General features: G+C 63.4%; 19 protein-coding genes. 11 read left to right on the forward strand and 8 right to left on the reverse strand.

Annotated features, from left to right (window positions below; genetic code table 11):
* Window positions 1-79: 79 nt before the first annotated feature.
* The 4 genes from NDO48_RS22330 to NDO48_RS22345 are packed head-to-tail and all read left to right on the forward strand — an operon-like array spanning window position 80 to window position 4,063.
* Window positions 80-1,000: an ABC transporter permease gene (locus NDO48_RS22330; RefSeq protein ID WP_018425838.1), complete on the forward strand. Its 921-nt coding sequence runs from the start codon at window positions 80-82 to the stop codon at window positions 998-1,000.
* Window positions 1,001-1,013: 13 nt separating this feature from the next.
* The gene (locus NDO48_RS22335) at window positions 1,014-2,027 is read left to right on the forward strand and encodes an ABC transporter permease (protein ID WP_267322369.1); all 1,014 of its coding nucleotides are present in this window, start codon (window positions 1,014-1,016) and stop codon (window positions 2,025-2,027) included.
* A complete protein-coding gene (locus NDO48_RS22340; protein WP_267322370.1) occupies window positions 2,024-3,049 on the forward strand; it encodes an ABC transporter ATP-binding protein in 1,026 nt (341 codons plus the stop codon). Before NDO48_RS22335 ends, NDO48_RS22340 begins: the two co-directional genes overlap by 4 nt.
* A gap of 12 nt (window positions 3,050-3,061) precedes the next feature.
* Entirely contained in the window at window positions 3,062-4,063 is a 1,002-nt protein-coding gene (locus tag NDO48_RS22345) for an ABC transporter ATP-binding protein (RefSeq protein WP_267322371.1), read from the forward strand.
* A gap of 30 nt (window positions 4,064-4,093) precedes the next feature.
* Here NDO48_RS22345 and NDO48_RS22350 read toward each other — a convergent pair whose 3' ends face one another.
* On the reverse strand, window positions 4,094-4,651 hold the full coding sequence (locus NDO48_RS22350; RefSeq protein ID WP_018425834.1) for a MarR family winged helix-turn-helix transcriptional regulator: 558 nt from the start codon (window positions 4,649-4,651) through the stop codon (window positions 4,094-4,096).
* 212 nt (window positions 4,652-4,863) lie between these two features.
* Here NDO48_RS22350 and NDO48_RS22355 point away from each other — a divergent pair, with 212 nt between their 5' ends.
* Together NDO48_RS22355 and maiA are read left to right on the forward strand one after the other, a co-directional pair.
* On the forward strand, window positions 4,864-5,232 hold the full coding sequence (locus NDO48_RS22355) for a hypothetical protein (protein ID WP_267322372.1): 369 nt from the start codon (window positions 4,864-4,866) through the stop codon (window positions 5,230-5,232).
* An 11-nt stretch (window positions 5,233-5,243) separates the two neighbouring features.
* Entirely contained in the window at window positions 5,244-5,885 is a 642-nt protein-coding gene (maiA, locus tag NDO48_RS22360; RefSeq protein ID WP_267322373.1) for a maleylacetoacetate isomerase, read from the forward strand.
* Window positions 5,886-5,994: 109 nt separating this feature from the next.
* Here maiA and NDO48_RS22365 read toward each other — a convergent pair whose 3' ends face one another.
* The 3 genes from NDO48_RS22365 to NDO48_RS22375 form a co-directional block, all read right to left on the reverse strand.
* Window positions 5,995-6,633: a class I SAM-dependent methyltransferase gene (locus tag NDO48_RS22365; RefSeq protein WP_267322374.1), complete on the reverse strand. Its 639-nt coding sequence runs from the start codon at window positions 6,631-6,633 to the stop codon at window positions 5,995-5,997.
* A 232-nt stretch (window positions 6,634-6,865) separates the two neighbouring features.
* Entirely contained in the window at window positions 6,866-7,090 is a 225-nt protein-coding gene (locus NDO48_RS22370) for a hypothetical protein (protein WP_018425830.1), read from the reverse strand.
* A 119-nt stretch (window positions 7,091-7,209) separates the two neighbouring features.
* Window positions 7,210-7,419, reverse strand: a complete 210-nt coding sequence (locus NDO48_RS22375) for a cold-shock protein (RefSeq protein ID WP_018425829.1) — start codon at window positions 7,417-7,419, stop codon at window positions 7,210-7,212.
* A gap of 641 nt (window positions 7,420-8,060) precedes the next feature.
* On the opposite strand from NDO48_RS22375, the gene NDO48_RS22380 reads away from it, so the two are divergent.
* Window positions 8,061-8,252 (forward strand): hypothetical protein, encoded by a 192-nt coding sequence (locus tag NDO48_RS22380; RefSeq protein WP_157632664.1) that lies wholly within the window; start codon window positions 8,061-8,063, stop codon window positions 8,250-8,252.
* On the forward strand, window positions 8,236-8,424 hold the full coding sequence (locus tag NDO48_RS22385) for a hypothetical protein (RefSeq protein WP_018425827.1): 189 nt from the start codon (window positions 8,236-8,238) through the stop codon (window positions 8,422-8,424). The genes NDO48_RS22380 and NDO48_RS22385 overlap by 17 nt, the downstream gene beginning before the upstream one ends.
* Before the next feature lie 11 nt (window positions 8,425-8,435).
* Here NDO48_RS22385 and NDO48_RS22390 read toward each other — a convergent pair whose 3' ends face one another.
* Window positions 8,436-9,683 carry a flavin-dependent oxidoreductase gene (locus NDO48_RS22390; RefSeq protein ID WP_018425826.1) on the reverse strand — a complete coding sequence of 416 codons (1,248 nt, stop codon included), beginning with the start codon at window positions 9,681-9,683 and terminating at the stop codon, window positions 8,436-8,438.
* Window positions 9,684-9,751: 68 nt separating this feature from the next.
* Window positions 9,752-10,648 (reverse strand): LysR substrate-binding domain-containing protein, encoded by an 897-nt coding sequence (locus NDO48_RS22395; protein WP_018425825.1) that lies wholly within the window; start codon window positions 10,646-10,648, stop codon window positions 9,752-9,754.
* 118 nt (window positions 10,649-10,766) lie between these two features.
* Between NDO48_RS22395 and NDO48_RS22400 the strand changes: the two genes are divergently transcribed.
* Complete coding sequence (locus NDO48_RS22400; protein ID WP_018425824.1) at window positions 10,767-11,783, forward strand: bile acid:sodium symporter family protein; 1,017 nt, start codon at window positions 10,767-10,769, stop codon at window positions 11,781-11,783.
* Between the two features lie 41 nt (window positions 11,784-11,824).
* Window positions 11,825-12,313, forward strand: a complete 489-nt coding sequence (locus tag NDO48_RS22405; RefSeq protein ID WP_018425823.1) for a GNAT family N-acetyltransferase — start codon at window positions 11,825-11,827, stop codon at window positions 12,311-12,313.
* A 25-nt stretch (window positions 12,314-12,338) separates the two neighbouring features.
* On the opposite strand, the gene NDO48_RS22410 is transcribed toward NDO48_RS22405, so the two are convergent.
* Window positions 12,339-13,082 (reverse strand): SDR family oxidoreductase, encoded by a 744-nt coding sequence (locus tag NDO48_RS22410; protein ID WP_267322375.1) that lies wholly within the window; start codon window positions 13,080-13,082, stop codon window positions 12,339-12,341.
* A 96-nt stretch (window positions 13,083-13,178) separates the two neighbouring features.
* Between NDO48_RS22410 and NDO48_RS22415 the strand changes: the two genes are divergently transcribed.
* Entirely contained in the window at window positions 13,179-14,078 is a 900-nt protein-coding gene (locus tag NDO48_RS22415) for an AraC family transcriptional regulator (RefSeq protein ID WP_026226760.1), read from the forward strand.
* A 161-nt stretch (window positions 14,079-14,239) separates the two neighbouring features.
* Here NDO48_RS22415 and NDO48_RS22420 read toward each other — a convergent pair whose 3' ends face one another.
* Window positions 14,240-15,118, reverse strand: coding sequence for a DMT family transporter (locus NDO48_RS22420; RefSeq protein WP_018425820.1), 879 nt, complete (start codon window positions 15,116-15,118; stop codon window positions 14,240-14,242).
* Between the last annotated feature and the right edge of the window lie 143 nt (window positions 15,119-15,261).

The raw sequence follows: 15,261 nt of genomic DNA on the forward strand, positions 1-15,261 counted from the left end.
TCCGACATAAAAACATAAGCGGACCCCGGAAATTCTGAGGCCGGCTCGGGGGAGCCGGCTTCAGGCAATGGAGAGGGCTATGGGTGGTTTTCTGCTCCGCCGCATCGGACAAGGCCTGCTTGTCGTCATCGGTGTGACTCTGATCGTTTTCATCGCCACCCGCATGGTCGGCGACCCGGTAAAGGTCATGTTGCCGCTTTCGGCAACCGACGCGCAGCGCGCGGCCTTCGCACAGCAATTCGGCCTCGACCGGCCGATGGGCGAGCAGTTCGTCGATTTCGTCGGCGATCTCGCGCGGCTCGATTTCGGCGAAAGCCTGTGGCAGCGCCGGCCGGCACTCGATGTCGTGCTCGAACGCCTGCCCAACACGCTGATGCTGATCGGCGCCGGCCTCGGCCTGGCGATCGTGCTGGCGCTGCCTTTGGGCGCGATCGCGGCACTAAGGCCCGGCGGATGGGTGGACCGTACCACTGTTTTCGTAGGCTTGTTCGGGTTGTCGCTGCCGCAATTCTGGTTCGGGCTCATCCTCATCGTGTTCTTTGCGGTGACGCTGAGATGGCTGCCGACATCGGGCATGGGCGGCCTGCCCTATTTCATTTTGCCGGCGATCACGCTCGCCATGCCGTCGCTGGCGCGGCTGGTGATGCTGGTGCGCTCGTCGATGATCGACGAGCTGAATCAGCAATATGTGCGCACAGCGCGCGCCAAGGGACTGCGCTTTCCGCGCGTCGTCATGGTGCATGCGATGCGCAACACGCTGGTGCCGTTCGTGACACTGGCAGGTTGGGAGCTGATCAGTGCGCTGGCCGGTTACACCGTCGTGGTCGAGACCGTGTTCGCCTGGCCCGGCCTCGGGCTGACGGCCATGCAGGCGATCCAGAAGAGCGACCTGTTCCTGCTGCAGGCGATCGTCTTCACGGTGGCGGTGCTGATCGTGGTCATCAATGTCGGCCTCGACGTCATCTACAAACTCATCGATCCCCGGATAAGGTTGGCTTGAGATGGCTATCCCCATGCCTGTGACGACGCCGGTCGTGACCGCCAAGACCTCAAGGCGCGGCCCGTCCCTCTGGGCAAAGCTCGACGAGTTCGGCCGCGAACTCTGGCCTGACAAGCTCGGCACGCTCGGTTTCGCTGTCATCGTGGCACTTCTGCTGATGGCGATCTTCGCGCCGCTGATTGCGCCCTACGATCCGGCAGCGCAGTCGGTCGTCTCAAGGCTCAAGCCGCCGGCCTGGCTGCCCAAGGGCAGCTGGGACCACATCCTGGGCACCGACCATCTCGGCCGCGACGTGCTTTCGCGCGTCATCTACGGCGCCCGCGCCTCGCTTTTGGTCGGCGTTGTCGTGGTGCTGTCGGCGGGAACCTTCGGCGTGGTGCTCGGCCTGTGGGCCGGGTTCAAGGGCGGCCGCGCCGACTCCATCATCATGCGCATCGTCGACGTACAGGTGGCCTTCCCGGGCCTGCTTTTGATCCTGCTGGTGATCTCGGTCATCGGCCCGAGCATGACGACGATGATCATCGTGCTCGCGATCACCAACTGGATGGTCTATGCCCGCGTCGTGCGGGGCATCGTGCTTTCGGTGCGCCAGACGCCTTATGTCGAGGCTGCCGAAATGATCGGCTGCAAGACATCCAGGGTGGTGTTCCGCCACATCCTGCCCAATCTGATCTCGCCGCTTTTGACGCTCGGCATCCTCGAATTCACCAACATCGTGCTGGCGGAAGCAGCCCTGTCCTTCCTCGGGCTCGGCGTACAGCCGCCGGCGACGAGCTGGGGCCTGGATGTCGCCAACGGCCGCGACTACATCTTCGTCGCCTGGTGGCTGATCACCTTCCCCGGCCTGTCGATCGCCGTCACCGTGCTCGCCGTCAACCTCTTTGCCAGCTGGGTGCGCGTCACCACCGACCCGCAGGAACGCGAGAAGCGCTTCGCTTACCAGCGCGCCAAGCTGGCCGCCCGGCAGGCCCGCCGCGCCCCGAAGATGCAAAGCCCCGAAGCCAAGAGCCAGGGAGGCCGCTCATGAACGTCGCCAACAGCACGGGCATGCCGCTGCTCGAAGTCGAGAAGCTCAAGGTCGAGTTCGACACCCGGCGCGGCCTGGTGCACGGCCTGCGCGGCGTGACCTTATCCATCGGCCGCGGCGAGACGCTAGGCGTGGTCGGCGAATCCGGCTCGGGCAAGAGCGTGACGGCACAGGCGGTGATGGGGCTGATCGACATGCCCGGCCGCATCGCCTCCGGTGACATCAGGTGGAAGGGACGCTCGCTGCTCGGCACCGATGGCGAGCGCTTCGCCCGCGATATCAGGGGCAAGGAAGTGGCAATGGTCTTCCAGGACCCGATGACCTCGCTGAACCCGGTGCTGAAGGTCGGCACGCAGATCAGCGAGGTGCTGGAACGGCATCTTGCCATGACGCGCACCCAGGCGCGCAACCGCGCCGAGGAGCTGCTTGCGGCCGTCGGCATCAGCGCGCCGCGGCGACGGCTTGAACAGTATCCGCACGAATTCTCAGGTGGCATGCGCCAGCGCGTGATGATCGCCATGGCGATTGCCTGCGAGCCCGAGCTTTTGATCGCCGACGAGCCGACGACGGCACTCGACGTCACCATCCAGGCGCAGATTCTCGAACTGCTGGCCGAACTGCAGCAGTCGCTCGGCCTTTCGGTGGTGCTGATCACCCACGATCTCGGCGTCGTCGCCGGGCTCTGTCACCGGGTTGCGGTGATGTATGCCGGCCAGATCATCGAGACCGGCCTTGCCGAGGACGTGTTCGAGCGCCCGGCGCATCCCTACACGCAAGGGCTCCTGCGCTCGACGCCGCGGCTCGACGAGGTGTCGGACCGGCTGGTCTCGATAGAGGGAACGCCGCCCAATCTGGTGACACCGCCCGAGGGCTGTTCGTTCCAGCAGCGCTGTCCGCTGTCGGGCGAGGCCTGCCGCAAGGCGCCGCAGCTCGAACATATCCGCCCGAACGCGGAAGCCGCCTGCTGGCAGCCCTCGGTGCCGGCCTGGGCGACGCCGCTGATGTCGCCGTCCTTCCCCTGACAGGAATTATCGATGCTCAACCCCGTGCCAGCCCAGCCGCCAGCACCGCCGCTGCTCAGCGTGCAGGGGCTCGACGTGACCTACGAAACCGGCGCGCAAGGCTTCTGGGGGCGGCCCAAGGCGTTCAAGGCGCTGGAAGACATCTCCTTCGACCTCAGGCCCGGCGAGACGCTCGGGCTGGTCGGCGAATCCGGCTCCGGCAAGACCACCACCGGCCGCGCGGTGCTGCGCCGCATCAGTGCGTCGTCAGGCAAGATCGTCTTCCAGGGCAAGGACATCACCAACACCAAGGGTGAGGCGCTGCGAAAGCTCCGCCGCAACATGCAGCTGGTGTTCCAGGATCCGTATTCCAGCCTGAATCCGCGCATGCGGGTGATCGACCTCGTCGCCGAACCGCTGCTGGTGCACGGGCTGGTGCGCCATGTCGACGAGGCGCGCGACCGCATCACCGAACTGCTGCGCGTCGTCGGCCTGCCAGCAGATGCGCATGACCGCTTTCCGCACGCTTTTTCCGGGGGGCAGCGTCAGCGCATCGGCATCGCCCGGGCGCTGGCGTTGCAGCCCGAGTTCATCGTTGCCGACGAGCCGGTGTCGGCGCTCGACGTGTCGGTGCGGGCGCAGGTGGTAAACCTGATGCAAGACCTGCAGCGGGAGCTGGGCCTGAGCTACCTGTTCATCGCCCACGATCTCTCCGTCGTTCGCCACATCTCGCATCGGGTGGCGATCCTCTATGCCGGGCGCATGGTCGAGATCGCCGACCGGGACGATCTCTACGATCATCCTATCCATCCCTATACCGAGGCGCTTCTGTCGGCAGTGCCGGTGCCCGATCCGCGCACCCAGCGCCAGCGCAAGCGCATCGTCTATGGCGGCGAGATTCCCGACCTGGTCAACCCGCCGCCCGGCTGCCGCTTCTCGACGCGCTGCCCGTTGGCGTCGGACCAGTGCCGCAAGGAAGCGCCCAAGCTGTCGGAGCGCTCGCCCGGCCATCTCGTCGCCTGCTGGAACCGGTAGGCCGCGCGGACAGCAACCAATGACTGTCGGTCAGTCGCCGAACTTGGCGGTGGCAAGGGCCGCCCGGCCATATTTGTTGTTGGCCTCGAGCAACTTGATCAGCGTCGACAGGAACGCCTCGCGTTCCTTGTCAGCAAGCGTGTCGAGCAGCCTGTCCTGGGCACGGCTCATCGCCGGGTGCATGGCCGCCACAAGCTTTTCCCCTTCGGCGGTCAGCCGCGCCAGCACCATGCGCTTGTCTTCGGTGCTGCGGGTGCGCTCGATAAGCCCGCGCTGGGCCAGCCGTGACAGCACGTCGGCGACATTGGTGCGGTCGATGCCGAGCGCCTGGGCAAGGGAGATCTGGTCGGAATCGGGATTGCCGGAGAGGATGGTCAGCAGCCCGTATTGCACCGGGGTGATGCCGAAGCCCTCGCATTCCTCGAAAAACAGGGCGTAGTGCACCTGGTGCAGCCGGCGGATGAGATAGCCCGGCCGCTTCCACAATGGCAGCCTTTCGATGAGCTGCTGCAACTCGGGATTTGGCTGGTGCGGCTCGGCCGCCGCCTTTTTCCGTGTCCCTGTCGTCTTTGCCGACTTGGCTGCCACGCTTTTTCCCTCGCTTGCGATTACCCAATGTCTAGCTCTTGCCCGATCGGCGGGAAAGAGCGGTACCGCCGCATATTTTCAGCGAAGTAACAGGCCGATCGAAGGCAAGCCGACGGCTGCGAATCCCTTTCCCAGCAAGGCATTGCGCCTTGCGCATGCAATAAAAGGCGGTACACTGATGATTATTGGGAACACTGGAAAAGGAGAGCACCATGGCGCAGGAACCACTGGCGACGAAGGGTAACTTCCTTCACATCTACGACTTTCGGGTCGAGGCCGGACGCGAGGACGAATTCGTCCAGCTGTTCGAGGAATTCGACTATTCGGACGGCAACCCGATGCACAAATCCTGGGCCCAGGTGAAGGACGGCGTCTTGTGCCGCGACACCGAGGATCCGCAACGCTTCTTCCTCATTGCCGAGTGGTCGGACATCGTCGAGCACGCCAAGATCCGCAAGGTGCTGGCCGAAGAAATCAAGCCGGCTTTCGTCGGCCTGATCGAGGGCCGCAAGTTCGTGCCCAAATATGTCGAGGTCGTCTCATCGACGCCCGACGAAATCCTCAACGCCGCGTCAAACTGACTGCTGCGGCGATGCGCTCGCTCCATACCTTCTTCAGGTCGTCGACCTCGTACCGGCTGCGCATCGCGCTGGCGCTCAAGGGGCTCGACTACGAGCCCCGCTTCGTCAGCCTGCCGAGGATGGACCACCGCACTCCCGACTACATGGCGCTCAACCCGCAAGGCCTGGTGCCGGCGCTGGTCGAGGACGGCCAAGTTTTCGCGCAAAGCCTCGCCGTGCTCGAATATCTCGACGAGACCCATCCCGAGCCGCCGCTTCTGCCCGCCGACCCGGTCGGGCGCGCCTACGTCCGCGGCCTCGCCCAGGTCATCGGCTGCGACATCCACCCGCTCAACAATGTCAGGGTGCTGAAATACCTGAAATCGCGCTGGACGCTCTCCGACGACGACACCAACGAGTGGTACCGGCACTGGATCGAGGAAGGCTTCCGCTCGTTCGAGGCGACGCTCAGGGCGGCCGGCCGCCATGGCCGATACTGCCTGGGCGATACCATCACCATCGCCGACATCTGCCTGGTGCCGCAGGTGGCCAATGCCCGGCGTTTCGACTGCGATCTTTCCGCATTCCCGCTGTCGGTGGAGATCTCAGGTTCTGCCGCAGCCCTGCCGGCCTTCGCGGTAGCCCACCCGAGCCTGCAGGGAGACGCGTTCTAGAGCAATTCCAGGAAAAGTACGCAGCGGTTTTCCGTCCGGAATTGCGCAAAAACAAAGAGACAGAGGGTTTCCGCGATTCGAAGAAAAGCAGAAATGCTTCTAGGCGCCGCTACCGCTTGAGCGCGACGATGAAGGGCCTGAAGTCGTTGCCCCTCGTCGAGTGGATTTCGGTGGCGAGAACGTCGAAGCCGGCCTGCGAAATGTGCTGAACAAGTGCAGCGGTGCTGAAGGCGCCGGCGTGCGGCGCAAGCCCGGTGGCACGCATGGCGGGCAACAGCGCCAGCCGGATCAGCGGGTTCATGTCGCCAAGGCAGGGCGTCTTGGAAATGAACAGGCCATCGGTCGACAGCAGCGCATGGATGCGCAGCAAAGTGCCGGAGAGATCGCGAACCAGATGGAGATAGTTGAAGCCGAGGACCGCGTCGAACTGGCCCGCCTCCAGATCGGACGAGTCGGCGGCGGCGGTAAGGAACTTGAGGCCCGATACAGGGTTCTTACGATGCTTTTTCTCGGCGATGTCGATCATGCCAGGCGAAAAGTCGGTGGCGAGGTAACGCTTCACATCAGCAGCGAGCAGCATCGCCGTTGTTCCGGTACCGCATCCCAGTTCCAGCACCCGATCGGTGGCGCCCAGCAGGGCGCGGGTTCGATCCAGGGTGCGCTGGTAGCCGTCCTGATCGGCAACCGCAGACCTGGCATATTTCCTCGAGGTCCGGTCCCAGAAGCGGGCGTCGCTCGAAATGCTCATCCAGCATGCTCCCTCACCAGGGTCGCGAAGCCAGGCAGCAAGAATTTCGATGCCGCCGAGGCACGCGATCCAGTCAAAACCGATGTGCAACAGCGCTTTCCGATAGACCTGAAGTCTTACGGCAACATTGCGATAAGCAACTTCTCGCAGAAGAGGCGATCGATTATTCCGCTGTCTTAATCCTGCTCTGCCGCCTCAAAGCGACTTGTGGCCGTTGGCGGAAAGAGCGCGACTATATCCGAGGCTTGGCCTTCTTGCGGGTCTTGACCGCAGTTTCCGCCTCCGGGGCCGGGACCATGGCCATGCGCGCGGCGCGTAGACGCTCGGTTTTGGCCTGTCGCGCCTTGGCCTCGGTGTCGATGATCTGCTTTGCAAACCGTGTGGTTGCATCGCTCTTGGCTTCTGCCTTGTTCGGGGCAGGCGCAAAAAGGTTGTCTTTACTGACGGGATCCGCCATTGCATTCTCCTTCCGCATGGGCCCGAAAAAATGAAAGAGGCCGGGAGCTCGCGACCTTCTCCAGATTGCCTCGACGGCTACTGCCAGTACATCCGTGGTCAATAGCCGGAGACAGATCCTTATGCAGCCTGGATGTTCTCTGCTGCGTTCTTGCCGGTCCTGTTGTCGCGAACGACGTCGAAGCTGAGCTTCTGGCCTTCAACGATCGTGCGCAGACCCGCACGCTCAACGGCCGAGATGTGAACGAACACATCCTGTTCGCCGGTGTCGGGCTGAATGAAGCCGAACCCCTTGGTGGAGTTAAAGAACTTCACGGTTCCAGTTGCCATGACGATAACCTTTCAATCGATACAACAAAGTAATCACCAAGCAATATGCGAGGCGACCGTTCAAACTCGATTTTGAGGGGGAAGATCGTAGAGGCGCATCAGCGCGCGGAACAAAGTTCGACAGCAAGATCGATCCAAAATAGATAATCCACGAATGAGTAGATATCAAGGCCGCTGAACCATGGCGTAAAAGAGGACTTGCCATTTCGCCTCGCAAGCGCCATATAACGCTCATCGGCTGGTTCGCCGGAGCGAGATGCTCATCGAGATACGATGCTGGATTTTGCCGCGAACCGTCGTATTTGCCCTGATTGATGGCACGTCGACCACGAATGTACCGGCGGCGCGCAAGTCTCAGGAGCCAGAGGGAAGCGGGCATTGCCCGCTTTTTTCTTATCTGCATATCCGCAACGAAAATCAGACTACACCGGCCCGACTTGCTCCAACTGCCTAAGATGAACGTCCCTCAGGCCTCCGCCATTCGATCGGACGCTTTGCCGTCACGATCCAGACGGCCGCCTCAAGCTCCCGCCGAACCGGGAGAAGATGGCGGCAGTCGGGCGCATCCGCTTCGATGAGCTTGACCTATTCGAGCGAGCTGGTCCTTTGCAGCTATTCATTCCCGAAGTCATGCTGCAGCCATGAAACGACCAGAAATCCTCGACCCAGCCGCTGTTGGTGCTCTCGCAAGAGCCGGTTTTTCGCGTGCTTTTATGTCCGACACCAAGTGGCGGAAACTGGTCGCTATCGTGCGCGCTGCGCGCGAAGATGTGCATGGCATGACGGTTGAATTCATTGATGCCGCTGGCGCGGCAGATGCGCTTTCCGCCTGAACTGCGCTGCCCTTGGCCTTACATCGACACCATCGAATACGGGCCGGTCGAACTTCGGTCCATCGAATGGATGGAATTCGACGCCGACCTGACCGATGTGCTCGACCCGATCGGCAAGTTTCCGATCGAGCTGCACGACGGCAGGACCAGAATAGTCGGCTATCTGGTCTGAGCAGCCCGTCTTCACGCCCGCCGCCGCTCGGCCACCGTCGCCTTGTCGTAGCCGGCGACCTTCTTGTAGCTGTTGGACAGCGTTGCCAGCTCCTCCTGGCTGATGACATCTTCAAGCCGCACAAAGGGCCGGTCGCCGGTGCGCTCATAGACCTCCTTGAGGATGACGTCGGGCGGGGTGGTGCGATTGGTGCGCACGACCGCTGCGGTTGCCTCCAGCCGCTTGTCCTCATAGGCCTTGAGCACGCCCGATATGTCGCCACCCGCCGCAAAGCTGTCGGCCAAAGCGCGGGCGTCGAGGATCGCCTGTCCGGCGCCGTTGGAGCCGCGCGGATACATGGGGTGCGCCGCGTCGCCGAGCAGGGTGATGCGGCCAAAACTCCAGCGCGTCAGCGGGTTCTTGTCGACCATCGGGTATTCGAGGATCGCATCAGCGCCGCGGATGAGGCCGGGCACGTCTAGGAAATCGAAGTTCCAGTCGGCGAAGGCATGGATGAAATCGTCGAGCCGGCCACGGCGGTTCCAGTCCTGCTGGTGATAGTCTGATGTCTCGATTTCGGCGACCCAGTTGATAAGCTGGCGGCCCTCGGCATCGAGCTTGTTGCGGATCGGGTAGATGACCATCTTGCCGTGAGTCAGCCAACCAGCGCGAACATAGGACGCGCCCGTAAGATAAGGTTTCCACCATGTCGTGCCGCGCCACATGTTGACGCCCGAATAGATCGGCGCGCCGTCATCAGGCACCAGTTTGCGGCGTACCAGCGAGTGGATGCCGTCGCAGCCGACGATGGCCGCGCCATGCTGTGCCGGGCGATCCTCACCGGTGCGGCTGTCGACAAAGCGCGCGGCGGCCTCGGTGTTGTTTTGCTCGACGGCAACACATTTCCAGCCGGTGACGACGCAACCAGGTCCGGCGCGCGCGACGAGGGCGTTATAGAGTATCTGCTGCAGGTCGCCCCTGTGTATCTGGAACTGCGGATAATCGTAGCCGGCAAAAGTGCCCACCGGCTCCTTGTAGACGAGCTGGCCGAAGCGGTTGAAGAAGCAGGATTCGCGCGCGGTAACCGCAACTTCGGCCAGTGCGTCCTGCAGGCCGAGTTCGGTCAGTTCGCGGCTGGCATGCGGCAGGATGGAGATGCCGACGCCGATCGGCCTGATCTCCTGGGCGCTTTCATAGACGCGGAAAGAAATGCCGGCCCGTTGCAGCATCAAGGCCAGCGTCAGCCCGCCAATGCCTGCTCCAATGATGACGACGTCCATGCGGCTCTCCAAACATTTTAAACAGTATACTGAGTATTTAGCTGGCGATTCTCTTCTGCCCGGCTTGCCTAGACCGCCTCGCGGAACGGCAGTTCGAATTCCTGGCGGGCGTTGCGGTCGAGGATCTCCTTGGCGAGCGCTGCCACCACGCCCGCGGGCTCGCTGGCCGCACTGGTGAGGATGAACTCGACCTCTTCGAGCTGCGGCAGCTGTGGTGTCGTCGGCAGCACCATCAGCCCCGCCGAGACCATGCTGCGTGGCTGGACCATGACGCCGAGGCCCGCGCGGGCCGCCGCCTGCAGGCCGCTCAGGCTGCCGCTGGTGCAGACGATGCGCCAGGGAATGCCCTTGCGGTCGAGCGCCTCCATGGCGGCGATGCGGGTGATGCCGGGGCGCGAGAACAGGATGAGCGGCAGGGGTTTTCCGGGCTCGACCACGGAGGGATCGCGCGCCGCCCAGACCAGCCGCTCGGTGCGGACGGCAACGCCGCTGCGCGCCTCGCGTTGCTGGCTGAGCCCGACCCGGCGCTTGGCGATGACGAGGTCGAGCGAGCCCTCGTCAAGCAGGTCGAACAGCGTGCTCGACAGCGCCACCGTCAGCTCCAGCTCGACGGAAGGGTGCCGCTCGGTGAACTTGTGCAGCACGTCGGCGAGCCGGGTGGTGACAAAGTCCTCCGACGCGCCGAAGCGGATGCGGCCGCTGAGCCGGGCGCCCTGCAGATAGCTGCGGGCGCGCTCGTTGGCGTCGAGGATCGAGCGGGCAAAACCGAGCATCGCCTCGCCGTCGGGCGTCAGCATCACCGAATGGGTATCGCGCACCAGCAGCCGGCGCCCGGTGCTGACCTCGAGGCGCCTGATGTGCTGGCTGACCGTCGACTGGCCGAGGCGCAGATGCACCGCAGCACCGGTGAAACTGCGCGAACCGGCAACGGCTACGAATGTCTGGAGGAGCACCGGATCGAACATGATCCCTCTCTGTGTTCACGAAACGAAATGAGCATCATTCCTGTATGCGCCATTCCCAATAGCACCCTCATTTGGCATACTGTATACAAATTTCATTCGCTGCCAAGGGATCACGCGCTTGTTCGCACGCTTTCGTCCAGATACCTTCATCGTGCTCATGATCGCCTGTGTGGCGCTGGCTTCGATTCTACCGGCGCAGGGTAGCTTCGCCGTCCATTTCGGCACCGTGACCAATCTCGCCATTGCGCTGCTGTTCTTCCTGCACGGGGCGCGGCTGTCGCGCGCAACCGTGATTGCCGGCATGACCCATTGGCGGTTGCACCTCGTGGTTTTCTCCTCGACCTTCGTGCTGTTCCCGATCCTCGGGCTCTTGCTTGGGCTACTGGTGCCGAGCGTGCTGCCGGCGGCACTTTATGCCGGCGTGCTGTTCCTGTGCGTTCTGCCGTCGACGGTGCAGTCGTCCATCGCCTTTACAGCGCTTGCCGGCGGCAACGTGCCAGCTGCCGTTTGCTCTGCCTCTGCCTCAAACATCATCGGCATGTTCCTGACGCCGCTCTTGGTCGGGCTGCTGTTTGCCAAGACGTCGGGAGGTGGTGTGTCGCTGTCGGCGATCGAAGGCATCATGCTGCAGCTTTTGGCGCCGTTCGTACTCGGCCAGCTCGTCCAGCCCTGGCTCGCCGGCTGGCTCGGCAGGCACAAATGGCTGACGACGGCAGTCGACCGCGGCTCAATCCTGATGGTGATCTATCTCGCCTTCTCCAAGGCGATGGTCGCCGGCCTCTGGCACCAGCTGCCGGCCCAGTCGCTGCTGGTGCTGGCGCTGATCGCGGCGTTCCTTCTGTCGACGGTTCTGGGGATCACCATATTCGCCTCCCGCCTGCTCGGCTTCTCCAAAGCAGACGAGATCACCGTCGCCTTCTGCGGCTCGCACAAGAGCCTGGCCTCTGGCGTGCCGATGGCCAACGTCATCTTCGCCGGCCAGGAAATCGGCGCCATCGTCCTGCCGCTGATGCTCTACCACCAGCTGCAGCTGATGGTCTGCGCCTGGATGGCCAGGCGATATGCCGAGCGGAGCGCCGCGGAAAGAGCGTCGACGGCAGAGAAGATGGGAGCCGACCAGGTCGAGCCCGCCTGACCCTCCTTGAATGGTCGCAGCGGGTTTCCCAACTCACCGGCATGACGCAAAAGCACAGCGAACTCAGGCTCTTTGCAGCGACGGATTTCGCCGAATACCTGTCGTGGTATGCGGACCCCGAGCTCAACGACCAGCTCGGGCCGATGGACCACGAGTGGCTGGACTTCGTCCTGACCGACCAGGACGGCCGCCAGTTCAGCTATCTCGAGGACGGTCGCCTGTCGGCCGTCATCGGCGTCGCACCCGATCCGGACAAGGATGTGTGGGTGGTCACCGACCTCGCCGTCAATCCGGCGCTGCGCCGGCACGGCATCGGAAGGCGGGCGATCGCGGCTGTGACCGGCTGCGACGAGTTCCGCTCGCGCCCGCGCTGGCTCGCCTATGTGATGAGCGACAACCCTGCCGCCCATCGCTTCTTCACCGCCCAAGACTGGCAATGCGTTGCCGAACCTGAAGGGGAGGACGGCATGTACAGCTTTCGGCGAGACCTTGCCGACGGCGCCCCCGAGGAGACGCCATCAACCGGATAGCCGATGGTGGCCGGCGGCACAGCACTCAGGCCGCGTTTGCCAGGGCGACCGCATCTGCCCCTGCCGGGAAGCGCAGCTGCCCGGTCAGGTCGGTGGCGGCGCGCCAGACGGCGTCGGCCACGTCGCTCTCCCTCGTCACCAGCGCCGGCTTGGCAAACTCAGCGAAGATCGGCGCAGCGAATTCGGCATAAGCGGCTGGGATCAGGTCCTCGACGCTGACCTCGGTGTTGGCGGCGAAGGCGGTCGTCGGCGCATATCCCGGTTCGACCAGCTTGGTGCGAATGCCAAAATGGCCGAGTTCGTGGGCCAGCGATCCGGTGAAGCCAAGGATGGCCTGCTTGCTGGCAGTATACGCGGCCGCGAGCGGCATCGGAGCCAGCGTCACGCTCGACGTCACGTTGACGATCACGCCTGATCGGCGGGCGCGGAACTGCGGGATGACGGCCTGGGTCATGGCCATGACGCCAAAGGTGTTGGTGTCGAACACCTTGCGGATGTGGGACATCGGCGTCGCCTCGAAAGCGCCGACGACGCCGATGCCGGCATTGTTGACCAGCACATCGATCGGGCCGGCAGCCTCGAGCGCCGTTGCAATGCTTTCAGCGCTGGTCACGTCGAGCGCGACGAGGTGCAGGCGATCGGAAGCAGGCAGGATATTGGCACGCGGCGTGCGCATTGTGGCGACGACGTTCCAGCCCTTGGCGAGGAAGTGGCGCGCCGTTTCGAGGCCGTAACCCGACGAGCAGCCGGTGATGAGGACGGTGTTCATTGCTGTCTCCTTGTTGGTTGATGTCCTCATGCTAGGCCCGCAATTCCGGACTATCTACAATTGATGGTCCGCATTTTGTTTGCTATCGTCCGGATCATGTCTGATCCACTCTCAGAAGTCATAAGACTGCTCAGGCCCCGCGCCGTGTTCACCAAGGGCATCAGCGGCGCCGGCCGCTGGGGCGTGCGTTATTCCAGCTTTGGCCATCCGGGCTTTTGCGCCGTGATCGAGGGATCGTGCCGGCTGGCTGTCGACGGCCAGCCAGCGCTCCAGCTGGAGGCCGGCGACTTCGTCCTTTTGCCGACGACGCCCGGCTTCACCATGTCGGGCTTCGAGCCCGTGGTTCCACAACTCATCGACCCGCGTGTCGCGGCATCAGCAGAAGGCGAAGTGCGGCACGGCACCCAGGACGGGCCGCCGAGCGTGCGCCTGCTGGGCGGCTACTTCACTTTCGAGAATGATGATTCCGGCCTGCTGGTGTCGCTGCTGCCGACGCAGGTGCATGTGCGCGGCGTCGAGCGGCTGTCGGTGCTGGTGCGGATGCTGGTCGACGAGGCACAGGAACAGCGCGCCGGCCGCGATCTGGTGCTCGGCCGGCTGGTCGAGATCTTGCTGGTGGAGGCGTTGCGCCTGACCCAGACGCAGGACGCGCCGGCCGGCCTGCTGCGCGGCCTGGGCGACGGGCGGCTGGCCGCGGCGATCCGCCAGATGCACGCCGAACCGGCATGGCCCTGGACCATGGCACAGCTGGCCAAGGCCGCTGCGCTGTCGCGCTCGACCTTCTTCGACCGCTTCACCCGCCATGTCGGCATGCCGCCGATGGAATACCTGCTGGCCTGGCGCATGGCCCTCGCCAAGGAAATGCTGCGCGACAAGCGAACCGACATCGCCACCGTGGCCGAACGCATCGGCTACGGCTCCGCCAGCACTTTCAGCACCGCCTTCAGCCGACATGTCGGGCAATCCCCGGGACGGTATGCGCGAAGCACAACATAATCGACAGCAGGCGGCGGTTCTGGCAGAACGCCAGGCGGCTTCAGAGACGACATGCCATGCCGAGGGTAGCTAAGCCTTCGCGGACAAAGTCACCGATGACAGGAACAGCTGTCTCAAGGAAGCGCCGAACCGCGGCTTGGCGAGCGACCCAATAGCGGCATTCATATTTTTCGGCCACCGGCTTTGTTCAGAGTGGCAATCAAGCACGAGCCGATGATCAACGTTGCACCGGCCAGCGTCCATCCCGAGGGGGTCTCGCCGAAGAAATAGTAGCCGAGGATGATGGCCCAGACGAAGGCGGAGTACTCCATCACGCCAAGTTGCGCAGCTTGCCCGCGGGCATACGCCCATGCGAGGCAGAAGTGACCACAAGTACCGACAAGACCGACTATCGCGGCCAAGAGCCAGTGCGTTGCGGCAACAGGCTGCCAGGTCCAGATTCCGGTTGGCGCAACAACGAAGAATGCGATGCAATTCGAAAGAAAGACGATCGTAAAGATCGAGTCGTGCGCGGTCTGCCGCCGCATCAATATCATCGAGAACGCATAGAGGATGGCGTTGGCCAAGGCGGCGGCGATCCCGATCAAATCCAACCCTCCGGCATCGCCACGCTGCTGGCCGAGCGCGATGATGACAACACCGCAGAAGCCGACAAGAGCGGCGCACAGGACGAGCCTGGATGCCGTTTCCCTCAGGATCAGGCGTCCGAGCAGCGCCATGAACAACGGTGAAAGAAAGGTAAGTGCCACCGCCTCCGCCAGGGGCAGCCGCCTTATGGCAACGAAAAAGCACAGCGCCGTACCAACGACGATCAAGGCTCTGACAGCATTGCGTCCAAGGGCAGCCAGACTGGGCACCTGGGCCGAATAGACGAGGTAAATAATCGTCGCGAACGCAGCACCAGTGCCATACCGCATGGTGGTGGCCTGCATCAGTGGGTAACTTTGCAGGATGACTTTCATCGCCGCGTCGAGCAAAGCGAAGAATGTTACGCCCAGTCCGGCCACCAGTGGCGGACCAAGCGACACTTCAGTTCTCATAAACTGAAAACTCCTGAGTTCGATTATGCATTCAGCGCACGCCCGTAGGCGTCGAGCACGCTTTCCTTCATCGTTTCCGAGATCGTCGGATGCGGGAAGATGGTGTGCATCAGCTCTTCTTCGGTCGTCTCCAGGTTCATCGC

The sequence above is a fragment of the Aminobacter sp. MET-1 genome (genome assembly GCF_026521175.1).
GTDB lineage: Bacteria > Pseudomonadota > Alphaproteobacteria > Rhizobiales > Rhizobiaceae > Aminobacter.